This window comes from Bacteroides faecichinchillae JCM 17102, assembly GCF_000614145.1.
In the GTDB taxonomy this organism is placed as follows: domain Bacteria; phylum Bacteroidota; class Bacteroidia; order Bacteroidales; family Bacteroidaceae; genus Bacteroides; species Bacteroides faecichinchillae.
In genome coordinates this window covers 1-19,095 of the sequence record NZ_BAKK01000059.1, presented here as the reverse complement: position 1 = coordinate 19,095, position 19,095 = coordinate 1, and the positions used below count along the sequence as shown (strand labels likewise).

12 protein-coding genes and 3 pseudogenes are annotated in these 19,095 nt (G+C 40.1%); 2 read left to right on the top strand and 13 right to left on the bottom strand.

Annotation, left to right across the window (positions count from 1 at the left end):
• Positions 1 to 41: 41 nt before the first annotated feature.
• Complete coding sequence (locus tag JCM17102_RS18850; protein ID WP_025074567.1) at positions 42 to 623, bottom strand: UpxY family transcription antiterminator; 582 nt, start codon at positions 621 to 623, stop codon at positions 42 to 44.
• A 332-nt stretch (positions 624 to 955) separates the two neighbouring features.
• Entirely contained in the window at positions 956 to 1,921 is a 966-nt protein-coding gene (locus tag JCM17102_RS18845) for a tyrosine-type DNA invertase cluster 3b (RefSeq protein ID WP_025076287.1), read from the bottom strand.
• A gap of 470 nt (positions 1,922 to 2,391) precedes the next feature.
• On the opposite strand from JCM17102_RS18845, the gene JCM17102_RS18840 reads away from it, so the two are divergent.
• Positions 2,392 to 2,835 (top strand): hypothetical protein, encoded by a 444-nt coding sequence (locus JCM17102_RS18840; RefSeq protein WP_025076286.1) that lies wholly within the window; start codon positions 2,392 to 2,394, stop codon positions 2,833 to 2,835.
• A 31-nt stretch (positions 2,836 to 2,866) separates the two neighbouring features.
• Here JCM17102_RS18840 and JCM17102_RS29245 read toward each other — a convergent pair whose 3' ends face one another.
• Positions 2,867 to 5,284, bottom strand: coding sequence for a tetratricopeptide repeat protein (locus JCM17102_RS29245; RefSeq protein ID WP_025076285.1), 2,418 nt, complete (start codon positions 5,282 to 5,284; stop codon positions 2,867 to 2,869).
• Positions 5,285 to 5,511: 227 nt separating this feature from the next.
• Between JCM17102_RS29245 and JCM17102_RS28465 the strand changes: the two are divergent.
• A pseudogene (locus JCM17102_RS28465) lies at positions 5,512 to 6,005 on the top strand (acyltransferase family protein); the annotation flags it as partial.
• Positions 6,006 to 6,047: 42 nt separating this feature from the next.
• On the opposite strand, the pseudogene JCM17102_RS32270 reads toward JCM17102_RS28465, so the two are convergent.
• The 10 genes and pseudogenes from JCM17102_RS32270 to JCM17102_RS18775 form a co-directional block, all read right to left on the bottom strand.
• Positions 6,048 to 8,462, bottom strand: a pseudogene (locus tag JCM17102_RS32270) (cytochrome c biogenesis protein).
• 10 nt (positions 8,463 to 8,472) lie between these two features.
• Complete coding sequence (locus JCM17102_RS18815; RefSeq protein WP_245798629.1) at positions 8,473 to 9,540, bottom strand: chorismate transformation FkbO/Hyg5 family protein; 1,068 nt, start codon at positions 9,538 to 9,540, stop codon at positions 8,473 to 8,475.
• Positions 9,541 to 9,615: 75 nt separating this feature from the next.
• Positions 9,616 to 10,500 (bottom strand): aryl-sulfate sulfotransferase, encoded by an 885-nt coding sequence (locus JCM17102_RS18810; RefSeq protein ID WP_025076282.1) that lies wholly within the window; start codon positions 10,498 to 10,500, stop codon positions 9,616 to 9,618.
• 17 nt (positions 10,501 to 10,517) lie between these two features.
• A complete protein-coding gene (locus JCM17102_RS18805) occupies positions 10,518 to 12,320 on the bottom strand; it encodes a c-type cytochrome (protein WP_025076281.1) in 1,803 nt (600 codons plus the stop codon).
• Positions 12,317 to 14,826: pseudogene (locus tag JCM17102_RS28455) on the bottom strand (HzsA-related protein). The gene JCM17102_RS18805 and the pseudogene JCM17102_RS28455 overlap by 4 nt, the downstream one beginning before the upstream one ends.
• A 32-nt stretch (positions 14,827 to 14,858) precedes the next feature.
• Complete coding sequence (gene deoC / locus JCM17102_RS18795) at positions 14,859 to 15,575, bottom strand: deoxyribose-phosphate aldolase (RefSeq protein ID WP_025076280.1); 717 nt, start codon at positions 15,573 to 15,575, stop codon at positions 14,859 to 14,861.
• A 39-nt stretch (positions 15,576 to 15,614) separates the two neighbouring features.
• Positions 15,615 to 16,649 carry a zinc-dependent alcohol dehydrogenase gene (locus JCM17102_RS18790; protein ID WP_025076279.1) on the bottom strand — a complete coding sequence of 345 codons (1,035 nt, stop codon included), beginning with the start codon at positions 16,647 to 16,649 and terminating at the stop codon, positions 15,615 to 15,617.
• 25 nt (positions 16,650 to 16,674) lie between these two features.
• Positions 16,675 to 18,192 carry a xylulokinase gene (gene xylB / locus JCM17102_RS18785; protein WP_025076278.1) on the bottom strand — a complete coding sequence of 506 codons (1,518 nt, stop codon included), beginning with the start codon at positions 18,190 to 18,192 and terminating at the stop codon, positions 16,675 to 16,677.
• Positions 18,193 to 18,224: 32 nt separating this feature from the next.
• Positions 18,225 to 18,704, bottom strand: coding sequence for a Lin0368 family putative glycerol transporter subunit (locus tag JCM17102_RS18780; RefSeq protein ID WP_025076277.1), 480 nt, complete (start codon positions 18,702 to 18,704; stop codon positions 18,225 to 18,227).
• Between the two features lie 13 nt (positions 18,705 to 18,717).
• Entirely contained in the window at positions 18,718 to 19,089 is a 372-nt protein-coding gene (locus JCM17102_RS18775; RefSeq protein ID WP_025076276.1) for a Lin0368 family putative glycerol transporter subunit, read from the bottom strand.
• Between the last annotated feature and the right edge of the window lie 6 nt (positions 19,090 to 19,095).

Sequence of the window (19,095 nt, the reverse complement as noted above, 5' to 3'; positions counted from 1 at the left end):
GATGATCTATTTTATCCTGTAAAACGACAGTATCCATCTTTTTAAACGGCAGGGGCTTTGACTGATTCCACATAACCGATAGGCATATCGACACAGGCACAGCCCAGCATATCCAAGCGAACGGCAATTTTACTTTTACCATCCATAGTCACAAGTTCACCGACAAGACCAGCCAAAGGACCTTTGATCACACGAACTTCTTCACCGCGAGCCAAAGGAGTGCTGTTCATGTGAACGGCTTCCTCTGAATAGTCGAGCATGAAACGGAAACGGGCCATCTGATCATCTGGAATGACCGTAGGAGTGCTTTCACCGCGCATCACCATATAGCGGCTGACAGTGGAAAGAGTCAGAACTTCCATGCGTTCTTTGGGGGTGACATGAACAAAGACCATCATGGGAAGAAGAACCGCTTCTACTTTTTTACGACGGTCACTCCATTGATGGATTTCCTGCTGGACAGGAATAAAACTGTCAATCCCCATTTTTCCTAAACGCTCGGCAACCTTCTTCTCGTGGTGCATACGAACCATTGCAACATACCAACGTTTAGGGTGTGCTACGCCTTCCCCTGTCCCATAAATAGGCCCAGCAATTAATGTTTTCTTTTCTAATGAAATCATGTTTTTTTACCCCATTATGTTCTGTTACTTTTTAGGTAACAGAAGAATAAGGTAACGTACATGATCTGAGTAAAAAAGAAAAACATGGACAAATAAAGGAAGCGAAGAATACCAGACTTTGGCGAATGAGCGTATTTCTTTGAGTATAAGTCAAATAAAGCACAAGGCATGAAGTCCAATTTATTTCATGCCCAGATATATTTTTTACTTATCTGTTGGAAGAAAAGAAAAAAAACGTTTTTTATTTGTTTGCTATTTACTATTTTGTCTATCTTTGTGCCGAATTCATATCTGTTACCTAAAAAGTAACACACACTATTTACTACTATATATCAGCATATTGTCTTTTTATTCTTAGTCACAATATAATTTTTAACGTAACATAAATTCATGCGATTCACTTCTGTGCGTTCTTCAAGTTCAAAACCTTTAAGATAAGTTTGTGTCGTTTTAATGGAAGTATGCCCTAAAGACTCACTGATCATTTCAATAGGCACACCACGATACTTTGCCGTAGTTGCCCAAGAATGGCGAATGGTGTAGGATGTCACAGGACAGCGCAAACGCAATGTACGAGCCAAGCTCTTCAGATTGTTATTGAAATTACGCAAAGCGGACTGATATTCACGATAACTGCTCCAGTCCAGACGCTTCTTGTCACCACGGAGAATGCTGAAAAGATAGTTCGGACAATTGGAAGATGGAGGAAGACGATTGCGAAGAAGAAGAATCATCTCTTTGGCAGTATCCAGAACTTCCACACACATAGGAGTACGGGTCTTGATACGGTTATAATGCAGAATATTCTGTTCCAAAGAGGTTTTCTCCAAATGGGCAAAGTCAGCGAAAGACATACCACAAAACTGGAACATAAGGGCAGCAATATTCTGAGTACGACGCAAACGCTCCGAACCGGGATCTTCATATAAAAGGCGGTGAAGTTCGGAAACAGGCAAAGCTTTTTTCTGGCGAATATCAACTCCTGTATAAACATCATGAAACAGGCGAGGAACATAACGAGCCTTTCCCGACTCCACTCCACGATTATAGATACTACGCAACATACGCATATACGTAGAAATTGTATTAGGTTTCAAACCTTGTTCGTAAAGGTAACGGCTATAACTACGTAAATATTCACGCGTGACCCGGCAGAAAGGCACATTCGAAGTGCCATTAAATCGGACAAATGAACGCAAGGCATGCTGATAAATGTGTGCTGTTGCAAAACGTCCTTCTTTTCGCAAACACCCAATATAAGCATTTGCACATACAGTAAATCCATTTTTTTCCATCATTTTCTTGGTTTAATTCATTATTACATGGAGAATTATAGCTGATTAGTAAGCACAAACAGACAAATTTAGTTAAATTATATTTCTAGGATTACAAGTATTTTCATTGACAACCAAGATTACTCCAACGCGCGCATCATACTTTATAACATAAAAACAAATATATAATTACAAAAAGAGAAATACGTTCCAATTGTTATTTTTGAAAAAACAGGATATTACCTTTAGTTTTGCGACCGGCTTTTAAGAAATGATCGGTTTCTCGGCGAGAAACCGATCGTTCCTTTTAAAGGAACGGCGTCTTGGTTTTAAACCCAAATACGACATTTGTAACATATTGAATTTCAACTTCTTACAATATCAGAATTCCGTCCCGACAACCATGGGAATTTTCTCAACAGACAAAACGGAATTCGTAGCCGAAAGCGGCTATTTAATCATAATCAATATTTACAAATTAAAAGAAAAATCCCATGGTTACAACAACGTTTACCATTAAGCCTTATTTGGCTAAGTTCATGTATGTCAAATACGGATGTCCGGTACACCTCACACACATCCATCCGGTGTATCACTGCTTGCAACAACTATCTGTCCCACATCCCCAAAATGTTTCCTGGAAGGAAACCGGGAACGTCCGCTTCATACTTCCCAGCCCACGATACGGAAAATCTCCTGAAAAGTATAACTATATCGGAAAAGATAGTGCATTTATCATCGAAAAAGCAATAGAAGTAGAGATAAAAATGGAATTTTACGAAGTTCTGTTGGAGAATAAATGTAGAAATGGAATAAGATTCAAAAAGTCAATGGAAATGTTCGTCGAACATTACCAGCTGGAAGAACTGATTGAAGAAGAAAGTCTGATGAGGGCATTTCAGAGATGGAGAAAAATGATAAAAGACAAAAAATCATAACTATTAGCACCTTTCCAGTAGAGCATGAATATTAAAAAACTCCATGCTCTACTACTAATCCGAGATTACATTTAACAATCTCGATCATATGTTTATATGCTGAATTTTGACTTGATAACTCATTAAAAATCTTCAATGATTGATTATAATTTCCACATGCCTTTTGCGACTGTCCAATATCAGTATAAAGTTTACCCAGATAAAAATAAATATAGGCAATTTGTGCTGTATATGAAGTATATTTTTTATCAGAATCCCTCAATATTTCAGTCTCCATATCAATATAGTTTTTCAGAGTATGCTCATACATATTTATAGCAGTTGATATACGTTCATTATATTTTTGCATATCAGGAGTGGCAGATTCTTTCGCACCTTGTGAGCAAGTATTCAATCTTTCTGCTATCTTTTCCGCTTGATACCAATAAAGTTTTCCCAACGAGAGATACGTACCCGCCAATTCAGGCAAATAACTTTCTGGTTTTTGATCGGCCAGTTTTTTCCTTATTTCTAAAGACTCCAGCAATAGAGCTTCACTATCCGTCCATCCATTTTCCGCACATAAATCACCTAAATTATAGAGGCATTTAGCAATACTAGGAGCATATTTCCCAGGATTTAGCTTTTCCAATTCACGATAGACTCTTAACGCATAATAGATAAATACACGTGCCCTACGATGCTTACGAGTATCATTCTTATAAAAGCAACCGAGATTCATCCATGCCATCGCTATATCGGCTTTATACTTTTTCCTCTTGTCTTCACATAAATCTTCATACTGATCTCTAATCTCCTGATTCAGTTTTTCTCCTTCTTCTTTCTTACCATTTTGATAGTGAAGTACACTCAAATTACTTTTAACAAGGAAGATATAATGGTCATAATCATTGTCCGGATAATGATTGGATAACACTGTATACAGCAAAAGAGCCTTCTGATAACTTGCTTCTGCTTCCTGATATTGTCCCAATCGATTATGTAGATTACCCACCAGATTGAAACTTCGGGCAATAAGAGATAAGTTTTGCGACGGAAAAAGCAAATTTATATATTCCAGATGAAAACTATTCAGATACTTATTCTCAGGTAAAGATAAATAACGTTCAATAGCCCGCTTGTAAAAATCCAAAGATTTTTTAAAGCGATTATTTTTATCAAGAAAACGCGCATACTTATATGTAATATAAGCACACTCGTCTTCCGGAAGACATTCTTCAGCCACCTGGATAGCACGCTCTCTTATATTACACGCTTCCCTGAAACGATTTGGATTAGAAAGATCTATCAAACGACTTTTAGCACATAGCAGCAGCTCTTCAACATTATTCCTTATCAATTTCTGTGCATCTTCCATAACAAGCTTAGCCTGCTTGTACTTATCAATATTATGATCTCCTTCTTTATTTATATCATCTACATTCAATAATCGAGTTACCTCTTTGTCATTACCTTGTTCTAAAAGGAATGCAACTTTTTGCAACCGTTGGCTGGTAGATTCTGCTGCTAATTTATTTAGTTGATAAACAATATTTAAAAGCAGTTTATTTTGTTGTTCCAAGTCTTCTTGTGACTGGTTGATACAGTTTAAAATATGCTTTTGCTTATATTGCTTTTCTGTCAACGTTTGAGTTAGCATCTCTACATAGTCTTTAGCGTCTTCCCACGCTTCGCGGTAATCATCTTTAGGAACTCCCGGATGTTCTAGATCTTCATACCTGCTAAGTCGGGTATTTTTCTCTTCTATCTTATTTTGTAATTCTGTAATCTCCCGATTAATTTCAGATAGCGATTCACGATATTCTTCCAGCACTTTCTTCAGCCTGATAACTTCACTATTATTAGCGGAAAAAGACAGATGCTCAATGTTCCCAATACATGTGTTACCTAACATAATGTTGGAATCTCTTATCTCCATATTACTTATGCCATCCAAATAAGGTAACAATCTATTTCCTTCTTTATTCTGAAGGGCTTTGAGAAGCCTCTGAGCACTCATATTAACGTCCAAACACAATTCGGAAGAATGATTATAAGCTGGAGGAATAAAGAAATTATATCTCTGCCCTATAATAGCTTTTAGCTTTTGAAGTCTTCTTTCTTCTTCCTCCCCTTCATTCAGCTTTTTCTGGAAAACATAAATATTGGGAAATCCTTGCTTCTGTTGGTTTTTTCGAGCTTCATAAAGTTCTTCAATCGTATAACGTCCTGCTTTACGATGAAATAATGCAATAAACAATTGACTTGTCTTTACTTTCTGGTCATATCGATACTGAGAAGGTATTCCATTATATCCATTGTCGAAATGTTCCCATATTTCTAATTTGAATATAATTTTTCCATCATAGACATCATTCAGCTTTTGAATCAATTCTGTTACCGCTTCACGGTCCTGCTTTAATTCTTCACTGGAAGCTAAAAATACCCGAACAATAATTGGAGTCTGCATAAGAACTTATTTCTGTTAATGCTCAAAAATACTAATAATTTTCTTTGAAACAATATATAATAAAGATTATAAAAGTAATAATAATCAGTTAGAAACCATTGCCCAACAGATATCGGATATTAAAGAATACATATCCGTCAAGGAAGCGGTTGCCATGTTCGGAATGGAATGCCTTTTTCTAAGCAGACTTGAAAGTCTTGTAGAGAAAGAAAAGCATGTTCCCCTAGTTTACAGGTATTCTCGGATTGCCGAAAGAAATTATCAGAGATTTCTTTTGTTACACACAAAGGCATGAATCGCAAAGTCTTATGGATTCTCTGAAAGACGTGGCAATGATTCCATTCAACTTCAACCACAAAGAAAATCACATGTGGTATATCTATTTACTTATCAGACTGTATCTTTATATGCCTTTCTTCTCCAGATGGATAGAAAAGGCAAGCAATAAGACTAACAGACCTTCCTGTTTATTTGGATTATATCTCTATTCATTTCTTATATACGTGAATATATAGCAAATATGCTTTTCGACCGAAGCGGATATGTATTTGGTACTGATACATGGAACGAATTCAGTATGTTCTATTATTTTGCCGGATTTAACAGTTATCTGTTATTGGGACATTATATAAAACAAAGAAATAATTGGAGTGTACTAAAAACATTCCTTATTCGTACAATCATGTTTGCTATCGGTTATTATGTCACTTATACAGGATATTGATATTCTATTTAATAGAAAAATTTTGCTCTTATATATGGTTCACGAGTCTTGCCTAAAACGTTTACGTGCTAATATAGCTAAAGCCAATACGACACACAATCCTATTCCCCAAATCCACAATCCTTCTCCGCTACCTTCAGTCTTACCATAAGAGTGTAAGCCACTTAAATAGTAATTTACTCCAAACCAAGTCATTAAGACTGAAAGTATAGAGACCACAGAAAGCAGATTGAAGCACCAATCCGTTTTACCTTTCAGTAGCGGCACAAAACGTAAATGAAGAACCAGCGCATAAACAACAATTGATATCAACGCCCATGTTTCTTTCGGGTCCCAGCCCCAGTATCTTCCCCAAGAGACATTAGCCCAGATAGCTCCTAAAAATGTCCCTGCAGTCATAAAGAACAGACCGAGAATCATTGCCATTTCATTCAACAATGTCAATTCACGAATACGAAATCGAAGTCTTAACTGATTGGCAGTTGTAAGTAAACTCATTAAGATCAGATTGAATAGTCCTGTTAAAGCACAAAGTGCAAAAAATACGTACCCAATCATGATAACAGCTACGTGTGACATCAGCCAATACGACTGAAGCACCGGAACTAGAGGAGTTATTTCCGGATTCAGATGATTTAATCCGGCTACGAAGAGCATGATTCCTCCTAATAGTCCAGCCAAAGCAGGAAGAATAGGAAAACGACGAGCAAACAGCAATCCGCAACCAACTAACATCCATGAAGTACATACCATCGATTCATAGGCATTCGCCCAAGGGGCATGACCGGAGATATACCAACGCAACAAGACGCCGGTTGTATGTGTCAAAAAAGCTACTACCAGAAGAGCAATCAAGGGAATATTTAATTTTCTACCCCATTTAAAGTCCGTTATCATCTCTCCACACGCAATAAACAGTAGTATCCCGCCTAAAATCAGATAAGCCAAACGACACCAGAAAAACAGATCCAACTGATTATAAAGAAGTTCTGCTTATTTTTTGGTTATCAATAACGGGAGTTTTACTTTTTGCTTGCTGAAAGATTTGAATCATATCCACCACCTTATCCGCTTCTTTCCAGTCATTGGAACGCACTCCATGATTCAACTCATAGAGATACCAATCCATGATTTTAGAAACAAACAAAGAGTCTTTTCCTTGAAAAACATTCAGCTGTCGCCGGCTGAATACCATTTACCCTGTGCATTGTTTTCGTCCGGGAAAAGAGGTAATAGCTGATGCTGCATAATCTGGTAGACAATATTCACGGATTCATCCAGTTTCAATAAGTCCAAATCCAGACGTTTACGCTCTGCCGCTGATTTTAAATAGATTGCATTCACTTCATCAGCCAATACATAATTTCCGTTTTTGTCAAACACATCTTGCCATGCCACGTATTTTCCATCTCTTCCGAAACGTTTTAAGATCTCCTTATTATCTACTTTGATAAAAGGGACTTTGCCCCATTCATCGGGGAAAGATAATAGATTCAAAAAGAACTGGTCTGAAGTAAAACCATTCAGTTTCTCCGCCCCATATAGTTTGCGTAGAATAGCGGACGTATAACTATTCACCGGTTCTAAACGACCATTCGGATTGAGTACTACCAACTGTCCGAACTTCTCAGCATGTAAAGAAGAAACACTTGGAGATTGTGCCCCCAACGTTTGCGCCCCGAATATACCACCGGATAATCCTAGAAGAAGAAACAAACAGAAAGGCACATTCTTTTTCATCTCGCTCAACTCTCTACGCAAACGCCCAAAACGAGAATTCTGACTAAACAATGTAAGCATAAAACCTACAAATAATAAGAAGTAACCCGTATACGTCAGCTGCATACCAGGACGGTCATAACTCACAGACAAAACTGTTCCCAGTTCATCCCGATCAAATGAGGATTGAAATAACCGGTAACCATTCACTTCTATCACCTTATTCATACGCACAGTAGCAGTGAAAGAAAACTCGTTTTCCTGCTTTATTACCAAATCACTCTCGTATGACATCGGACTGTGTGACCCTGGATAACGTTCCAGCCTAAAATCATTGAGCTTAACAGAAAAGGGCAGGGAGGAATTTCCAGTCCCTGCCCCATCATCTCTCATCATGTAATTCACCGTTTCCCCCTCACGGATATGCATAACCCCTGTTACGCCCACATAATGAGAGGCAGCTGCCCCCAACCACATAAAAATAAAAGCTCCATGAAAAGCTAAACTACCTTTATTGATTCTTTTGAAATAGCTTCCCTGAAGAAACATACTCAACAAATTGACAGCCTGCAATAATTGTAACAAAATAAACCAAGAGGCATAATAAAAATACTCCCTGGCTACAGCAGGACCGTATGAGTTCTCCACAAAAGTAGCAATTGCCAATATCACTGCATAAAGTCCCGCTAATACATACATCAGAACAGGTGAGGCTATCAAACGAATCAGTTTCATTAGTTTTATGTTATAAATAAGCAATACCTTCAATTTCTACCAGTAGCTCTTCTCTGCATACATCGGCATAAAGATATGCAATAGGAACATCCGAACAAAGTTTATCCAAATCTTTTTTCACTACATGCACATCCGTTTCATTTTTCAGATACACACGAAGAAGCTCCAATTTGCCGGAATGTTCGGGCAGATTCTTCCTTCCCTCTTCCAAACCAATCAAATGCTGGATGTTTTCAAGTGTAATCTCTGTTTGTAAAAGCACATTCCTATCCATGATACTATCTTCACCACGAATAGCAGCTGTTCCTGAGATATAAATCATTTTCAGGCTTTGATCGGTGAGTAACTTTCCCCTTTCAAATTTAGGAGTTTCTTTCTCTGAATCGATACGGTGACTTATCAATACGTTGTCTGAGTAGTCATGGGCTGCTCTTTGCCAATCATTGTCCAAAGGCACAATATCAATATTTCCCTTAACAGCATTGAAGTCTATCTGTACACCACCATATTGTGTTCCGATTCCCGTAGCTGCCGGATATCCATATAACCATTCCGAAGAAGCATAGAATCTGGAACGCACGTCATTAAAATCTTGGTAACACTGATTTCCATGAATCAAATCTGTAATACGTTCCAGATAGTTCCACTGACGGACAATATCTCCGAAATTCATCTCTTCCGCCTTAAGAATCTCTTCTGCTTTGCAAAATGCCTGCTCTGATTGTTCACAAATCGGCAGGCTCAAGTCATCCGCACAAAGCCCTCCTGCTATAATTTCTAAATAATTAGCCGCTTTTATACGGAGGTAACGCCCCCATGCGGTTTCCTGTTCTTCTATCACTACCGCCTCATCAGCAGTTTTCTCCAACGAATGTACTTCCAGAACCAACTCTCCCGCCAAAGGTTTCTGCGCAACGAGCGAAACCAATGGACGCAGAGCAATGAAATGCTTGTCCACCCATTGTTCAAGAAAATTCCGTTGAAGTTGATATTCCTGATTATTCGAACAGAGCGTAAAGAAGATAAGACGAATTACATTTTCCTGACGAACGGCAGATTCCAGTAGTTCCTCCGCCATCCGCTGCCAGGATTTATTTTCCGCAGTATATAGCTCACATTTTATTCGATGATACACCATTATGACATACAGAAATTAATGATAAGTTGTTACACCTTCCGGTTTATCAACACTATATACAGAAGACATCGTCTGCAATCCCGGATGATTTTCCAAAGAGTAAAGTACGTTCTTCTGGCGATCTACCAACAACATATGTACTTTATCTTTCGGATTTACGTGTCCGGTCCAATTAGTTATCAAGAAACGTCCGTCAGAGAAGTATTGGAAACCTCCCAAGAATTTAAGTGGTTTACCGGGAATATCTGCATTGGATATTTCCCAAATTGTTTTTCCTTGGGGAGTTACTTCAATCAGACGGGGATTCTGGTCTTTGTCCGCTACAGCAATCAACGTATTTCCATTAGGAAGGCGGGTCAATGAATGAGGACCACCGGGGACTGACAGTTCCCATACGACTTTACCATTCGCATCATATTCCTTCACGCATTGATCTCCATAATGTGCCACCAAGAAATGACCATTATCCAAGCGGCGAGCATTACGCATAAATGCAAATCCTCCATCCTTCACTCCTTTTGGCAAGATGCAAACCTCTTTTACAATTTTCCCTTTCGGAGAAATTTCCAACATCCGTCCTGTGGCACACTCACCTACGAATGTATTACCGTTCTTCAAACGTTGGCAAGCAAAAACCGGGCTTTGTGACTGATAATAAAATACTGTATCATTCTGACGAGTCATTTCAAGCACTCCATGTCCGGTAGTAAAAAGAATATTACCATTAGGCAAGACCCATAAATCATTGGTATCCGGAGCTTTGTGCTGCCAGACAATCTGTTCGTTCTCCATCACAAACACAATGCCTTGTGAATAATCAGCTCCAACAAATGTCTTTGTCTGCGCAATCAACGATACCGAGAAAAAAGATAAAACAAATGCAATAGTATATCGAATCATAATTAGTTTGTTCTATATTATAGTGATAATATGTATTCTTCCAACTCCTCCAATTCCTGATCGGTTACAGGTTTCTTCGGGCCATGGACCTTCAACATATCTTTCATTGAATAACATCGACCATCATAAAGATAAGGAGCTGTACGCCAGCACTCATTCAAGGCAGGAACGTCCATTTTCAATCCTTTATCCGGTCCGGTAGTCCATCCCACCTGATACTGTTTCATATCCGTATAGTACTCTCCGGAATGACAACTAGCACAGTTCTCTTCGAAGATTTTCTTTCCTTTCTTCGCTTTCTTAGAAAGCTTACCGTTTTGCAGATAAGGACTTGACAATGGTTTCAATGACTTGAGATATTCATCGATTGCCTCATAAACTTCCTCCTCTCCCTCACCAAACAAAATATACTTTACTCCCGAGCGTACAGCTGTTTCAGCATCTTTACGGATGCCCGTCACCATACAAGGAGGTGTCTGATGAGAAAGTAACAATGTTTTTGTATTCTTCGGATTACCCATACCATCGTTCAGCAAATCCCAGTTGAGGCCGTCCATACGTGCATCATTCGGATGACAGGTCGCGCAACTTTGCCAATTTTGGAAACAAAGTGTGGCATCATGAAAATACATATCACCTTTACCTACTTTAGTAAATGCCAACGGAGCACCCAAAACTTCCGTTCTCACATTCTTACCATTCAAGTCCATAGAAACCAATTCCGAAGTATAATAATTGGCTGTATAAATGTTGTTATCAGTAGCCACCACCGAACGAGGACCTTTTCCTTTAGTCGAAATAAAGTCACGAATACCATATAAGAATCCGGCATCATTCGGAATGTTGCCCCATGACTTCATGGAAGGAGTCACCATTTCTCCCTGTTTCGCTTTTGCAAGACGTTCGTGCAAAGCAATCCGGTCGATTCGAACTAATTCCTGACTACCAGAGGCTGCAACAATGATTTGTTTATCGTCTGGAGTAACAATAACCGCCCATGGGTTGGCCGCTCCTTTTTGAGGAGTATCCAACATTACAGAAGTTAATAGTTTCTTCGCTTTCAGATCAATAATGGATAAGGTATTTGTAGCCATCCATCCTCTATCCAATTGATTGGTAGGCAACTGGTAACGAGCAATCAGATGAGTAACATACGCATATTGACGTTTTTTATCCATTGCTATAGACTTGACGTCCGTTGAACCGTTGGGTAGCATGATCCGACTCTCTACCTTCTTTGAAAGTACATCTACGATATCCAATTGCACAGCAATGGGATAAGCAGTAGAAGCCATTTCCGGTAGATTGTTTCCTATCAACAAACAAGAATCTCCGGCAAAAGAAGCCATTGCTACCGGTTCGCGACCAATAGCAATTTTATTTATTATTTTACGGTTAAACGGGTTTATTTCCCAAAGTTCATTGTTAAACCGCTGAGTCACCCAAAGTGATTTCGATAATGGATTATATAATATATCCGATGGAGTTGCTCCACTCTCTTGTTTTGAAAGTATAGATAGTTTTTTTCCATCCAATTCGTACATCATGCCGGAATTGCCATCACAAACCACCCACAGCTTTCCAGATGGATCTTGTGTCATTGCATTCACCGGAGAAGAGAAAGTAACTCTCTGTTCGATGTCCTGCCCATCGGACGACATTTTTAACAATTCACTTCCCGCTCTATTCGTCACGAATAAGGATTTTCCATTATCAGCCAGAAACAGGTGATCCGGTGAAATAGTACCAGTGGTTTCTATACCACTGGTGCAAAGAAGTATAGAAGCTACGACACTAACAGGTATCAAAATCTTTTTCATTTTTTCTGTTCTTTAGTTTGAAGAGATTGAATGTATTGACGGATATTCTCTTGGTCTTCCGCACGAGCAGCTTCCCGTTTCTTATCATAACGATCATAAAACTCGCGATCTTTATCCGACCAATTGTTCGCTTCACGGTAATCTCCGATCTGAGGAACAAGCAAGTCAATCCAAAGAGAAACCTTACGTATTTCCTGCGGAGTCAGTTTCGTTCCACCATGACCGTTTTCCAGACGCTTAATCAGATTACTCTTATTAGATCCCGCAAAATAAGGCGGTAACAAGGTAGGCTCGGACAAAGAACTGATCCAGTTCACTTCCGGATTATGTGGATCACCTCTCCAAGCCCGGTCGTCTCCATCAGGGCGAGCATGAGTCAGACTTAAATAAGAATCTGTATATTTTCTCTTACTCTGGTGATCTACCACTTTCAACTCTCCTTTCAAACTCATAGGTTGTTTTACTCCGTCATGGCAAGAGATACAATGTTTGTCCCAGATTGGTTGAATCTCTTTCAGATAGCTGAAGTTACGTTCTCCCATTTCATCTTCCGGTTCCAATGCTTGATGCCTTTATTCATAGCCATGGATACAGCATGTCCAGACACAGGTACAGTATTCTTATGTTCGTGACATCCGACACAACTCTGTACTTCATTGGGTTGAAGAGTAGACCAGCTACGCATAGTCTGCACTACACGTCCGTTCGCATCCAAAGCCTGAAAATACAAAGGTCTGCGTGCAGGAACTTTAAAGAATGCGGAACCATCGGGATATACTTCCGTCACACCCAGCACTCTCTTCACATCCCATGCCGCATTTCCTACTCCGGTAGGTGTACTGGCTAAAGCTCCTCCCCCTTTATCCTGACCATTCACTTCGCCTACACCCGCTGCACGAAATTGAATCTCGACAACACGCAACTGCTTAATAGTTCCGGGCTCTACACCTTTCAAGCCATTACCTTCATAGATATTCTGCATGTAATATACCCCGTCCTTCTTTGTATAGTCTACTGTAGATGAACGACGGAAAGGACGTTCACGAGGAGCAACCAATATCGGTTGATTGCAAGAAATTTCAGGATCGGAAACTAGTAATTCTCGCTCTCCATCAACATTCATCCAGTAAATACCAAACATCATTGGATGTCCGACATAATATCCCAGCGGAGTATAAGAAATTAGAAATTCTGTTTCGTTCAATGGAAACGGATGTTGGAACTGATCGGTAAATTGTCCGTAACTATCAATACGTTCAGCTTCCGGTTTACGAACGGGAGCGACAAACATCACACCTTCATTCTCATCACGACCAGCTTCGGGGTCAATAATACCCAACTTACCATGTTGCGGGTTGTGATGTCCCATAAAAGTAGCCATTACCTTACGAGTACCGGGTATTTGGCGAGTATGTGCCACCGTTGTCGGGAACCAACTGTTTACCCCATAATATTCTGCCTGTCCGGTTCCATCAGGATTCATTTGAAATAATGGTTGTGTCCAAACCTGCCCACGGTCATTATAATCCCATCGGGTATAAACCACACGACCATCATCAAGTAATGTAGGAGTTACTGTATGCACCTGATCAAACCCTATCTGACGCATATAACGTCCTTCCCGGTCACAAAGATACAAATTGCTGACTTCGGTAAACCAACAGTCTACAGCACTTCCGCTACGAGTAGAATTAAACATTATATTTTCATCCGGCAAATAAATTCCTTCAATATCAGCATGTCCTTTCCCTGAAGTTATTTGCTTCACTTCACGTGTCTTCAAATCCATTTCATACAAATGAAAATCATCTTCCTTTGCAGACTTCTTCCAAGCAAAAAGCAAGTGCTGACCATCAAAATGAAGATTCGGATCACGATAGACTCCATCCTCATCTGACAATAAATTCTCTTCTTTTGCCCAAATGCCATTCATTTTAATCTTTGACAATGAACCACCTGCAATGTAATTACATTCGGCACGTGCATCCGACAATCCTTCGGTATATGCAAAGAACGAAGGTCTCAACGTTCTGAATTTCGTAAAGACAATCTCTGGTTGGTCGGTTGTGAAAGAAGCCAAACGCTTTGCACGTCTCTTTTCACAAGCTTTCAGGTAAGATTGAAATGCTATTTCAATGCTTTCATGAGTCTCGGCCACGTTAGTTGCAAGATTTAATTCACCCAATCGACGAGACAGTTGCTGACTGAAAGATCCCTTAAACCAATTTACATTTCTTCCGTCCTGTAACCACCAGTCATAATATACCGGATAATTTTTCATCAATATTCGATGAGCTTCCTTTATCTTATTCTCAAGTTCTTCTTTATGATCCTCCTTTTGCTTTATCACCTGAATCTCTGCAAATTGCTTCTGCATCTCATTGATAAAACTTTTCGCGTCCATAGGTTGAAAAGAGGTATTTTTGGTTTGCCAGGCAACGATGGTGAATAGCGCACAACACGCTACTCCCCATTTCAATAACCTTATTATTTTTGATTTTATCATATTAATATCTTATGTTATCTCTGAAATAGATATTACATTCCACGTTTCAACTCTTTATATGCTTCTACAATTGCAATACCACTTGAGGTTCCGATACGAGTAGCACCCACCTGAATCAATGCTAACGCGGTATCCAAATCACGAATACCACCGGCTGCTTTTACACCAATAGTCGGACCTACAACACGACGCATTAATGCCACATCATGTACATTCGCTCCTGCTGTTCCGAATCCGGTAGAAGTTTTCACGAAATCAACACCCGCTTCTTTAGCAATACGGCATACGGTTTCTTTTTCTTCATCTGTCAAGTAACAAGTTTCAAGAATCACTTTACAAATAACGCCGGCAGGTTTACAAATAGAAACCATGTCTTCGATTTCCTTCTTAACGATTTCAGTCTGGCCTTTCTGCAAAGCACGTACATTGATAACTGTATCTATTTCCGTAGCACCTTTAGTTATAGCATCACGAGTCTCAAATGCTTTACACTCTACAGTGTTCTGTCCCAAAGGAAAACCAATGGCTGCTCCAACGCGTACACCCGAACCTTCCAACAGTTTCACACAAGTTTCCACTTCAGCAGGATTGATAGCCACCATTGCAAATTTATACTGACGTGCTTCTGCACAAAGTTTTTCAATATTCTCTGCATTTCCAAAAGGTTTCAGGAAAGTGTGGTCGATCATTCCGGCTAACTGTTCTACTGATAAATTCGCAATTACTTCGTTTATATTTTTCTTTTCCATTGTTTTAATTCGTTTAATTTAGTTATTCTAATTGATTATTTAAAAAGTTAATACGCATTTCAAGACTTCACCGCGTTTTACAGCTGCAAAGGCTTCCTCTATTTCTTCAATCTTGAAACGATGCGTGATAAAGTCATTTGCTGAAAGTTTACCTTCTTTAATCCACTGCGCCAAAGTTGTCATAGCGGCTTTCTCTTCCGAACGAGTAGGCCATTGGTGCATATGCAAGTCGAAGTTATAAGGTGCTTTTGATAAATCGAATGTCGGATTCTTTGTCATTACCCCATACACACACACATCACCGCCCATCTTTACCAAAGGCAATACGGAATTAACCACTACATCCAGACCTACTGCATCAATAACAGCATCATACGAACGTCCTGCTGATGCAATAAATTCAGGAGTACTAATTTCAGCCGGTGTATATCCATTATCAGCTCCCATCTTACGAGCCACTTCCAGCTTGGAAGGAAGCATATCGACAATATCAACCTGTCCCAGTCCGAACAGCTTACCCAGTTTTACGAAACTTAATCCTACCGGACCTGAACCCACTACCATGACTTTTTTCCCCGGAGCCAGATTGAAATCTTTGAACGCTCCCAAAACTTCACGCCATGTACAAGAGATTACTGCTTCTTCCGGCTGCACATGTTCGGGAACTGAATTCTGAATTTCAAAACTGTCCCAACATCCTTGTTCAGGTGTAGCTAACCCTTCTTCTTTCAGAACTTCAAAATCGTTCACTACCACATATTCGCTGAAACCACCCCAGCCACTATCTATACCTTGAGCACCAAAATCAGAGATCAGTCCACCGATAGCACGATCACCCACTTTGAAGTTACGTACTTTCTCACCTACAGCTACTACGATTCCGGCATTTTCATGTCCTAAAGCCAAAGGATAAGTATCTACTCCGGGAAATTTTCCGGCAATCAATTTACTATCTGTTGCATTGCATAAAGCAACCATTTCTGTTTTCACCAAAGCCTGATAGGTATTGATTGCAGGAGTTTCCACCTGTCGTATTTCTATTTTACCGGGAGCCGGCACAATTACTGTTTTCATTGTTGTCATTTTCAGTTATTATCAATTATAGTTTAGTTTTCGCTATCTCGCTATACATTCCACATAAAGCATGATAAGCTTCATCAAAAACAGGCATCCAAGTTTCGTACTTCTTCACATTCTCCTGAATCGGTTGAACTGTTTGTTCGATACGGACAAAACGATCGATTACGGAAAAATCTTTAAAGACTCCCGCACCGATACCTGCCAGAATAGCTGCTCCCATTGAGGTTGCTTCTTCCAGATAGTTAGGTACACGAATCTCAGCCTGATATATATCCGCCATCATCTGACGCCAAACAACATTTTGAGCACATCCGCCAATAACCGTAACCTGATCAATAGGAACATGTTTACGGAAGATATTGACGATAAATCCGAGATTGAGAGTAATACCTTCCATCACAGCACGCAACATATCTCCATGCTTATGTCCTAATGTCAAACCAATAAATGCTCCTTTGGCATCCACATTCCAACGAGGAGTCCGTTCACCCAGCATATAGGGTAAGAACAAAAGTTTATTGGCTCCAATCGGAGATGAAAGTATCTGCTCGTCAATCAGTTCAAATACACTGCGTCCCGATTGAGCAGCCAGTGCCCGTTCGTTTTGACAAAGTTCGTTGATCATCCAGTTGTAAGAAGATCCTGCAGCTTGCATCGTTCCCGACGGGTGTAACATACCCGGTACGACATGCGCCCAATTCATGGTACGACGTTGTTCATCCACAATCGGTTTTTTAACTGTAAGAGCCACCCATGAGGAAGAACCTAAATAGTTGTACGCACTTCCCGGAGCCACACAACCAACGCCTACTCCAGCACAGCTACCATCTCCACCACCACATATAACAGGTGTTCCTACCAGTAATCCGGTTTCCTTAGCAGCTTGAGCTGTAACCTCACCAATCACGTCAATGGATGATCGGACTTCCGGAAAGAGAGAAAGGTCGAGTTCTGCAGCTTCTATAATTTCTTCACTCCACTGCCAGCAGTTCAGATCATATGCATTCGTACCCGAAGCATCCGAAGGATCGGTAGCAATAGTGCCACACAAACGGAAGTTAATATAATCCTTTGCATTCAGGACTTTAGCAGTCTGCGCAAAAACCTCTGGTTCATTACGCTTTACCCACATCAGTTTTTCGATTGAGTACGAAGCGCTGATTCTATGCCCTGTAATCTCATAAAAATGAAGCGGATCAATCTTTTCAGAAAGCATAGCTTCTTCTTCCTGAGAACGCTGGTCACAATAGAGCATGTGCGGACGAAGCGGGATCCCGTTTTTGTCCACGCAAAGACAGCCCATCATTTGTCCGCTAAGCGCCACTCCTACAATATCATTGGGAGATACAAGTTCCAAAAGAGCTTGTGTTGTATCCACAATGGCTTTCCACCAATGGTGCGGATTTTGTTCCGCCCGATTGCCAGTAGCATAATCCGTAGGGTAAGCGGCTGTACGAGAAGCTATCAGTAAGCCCGATTCATCGAACAATGTCGCTTTGTTGCCACTAGTACCCAAGTCATGTGCTAATATATACATATTTATATTTTTCTTTATTTTAGTAAATAAAATTAGAGTGCGGCATTCGTATAACCGGTAAGTCCTACGAAGATTCCTCCGACAATACCACCCAGGATAATTACTATCCAACGAGGGAATGCTTCTTTCAGCAACCCGACACGCGTACCTTTCGGTGCACAAAGCACATCAGACAAAATGAATCCCATTGCAATCGCCCATCCCATGTCTACCCAAGGAGCACTACCACGATTACCTTGATGAATCATACTGAATTGCATAGGCAAGCCGTTTGCATCATTCAATAGTCCGGTTGAGAAACCGAATCCGGGTAGTTTATGATTAACCAGCCAGAAAGTACCTATGATAACGGCAGCTGCCATAAATCCGCCTATCGGACCGAAGTCTTTCACCAGTTTAGGCCAGCTCATCAATACAGTGAATGTTACGGCAAAAGCGCCGAAAATAGAGGTGATGATTCCTGCATGATACATGCCGAACCATTCATTATAGGTTTGTAACCATTCGCTCATTGTTCTTTCCTCCTTAGTTTATCTTTCGAGCACAATCGCACGAACGGATTTTCCATACTAATATTCCTGCCAAGGCTCCTCCTATCAGACAGCAAATTAATGTTGGCACAGCATATAGGAAGTTGGAAATGTCACCTTGAAAACGAACAATTCCCCATGCTATACCGGCAGAGCCGATACACCATCCCTGATCCAGCCAGATTTTTCCCGGAGGATTCAATATAGCACCATTATAATGATTCATATACCACATGATACCAATAATCAGTGTCGCTGCTATCCATCCCCCCATCAGACCATACGATTTCCAGAGTTCCGGCCATATACCGAATGCGAATCCGCCACAAATGGCAGATCCTGCAAACGTCGATAAATATTTTTTCATACTACT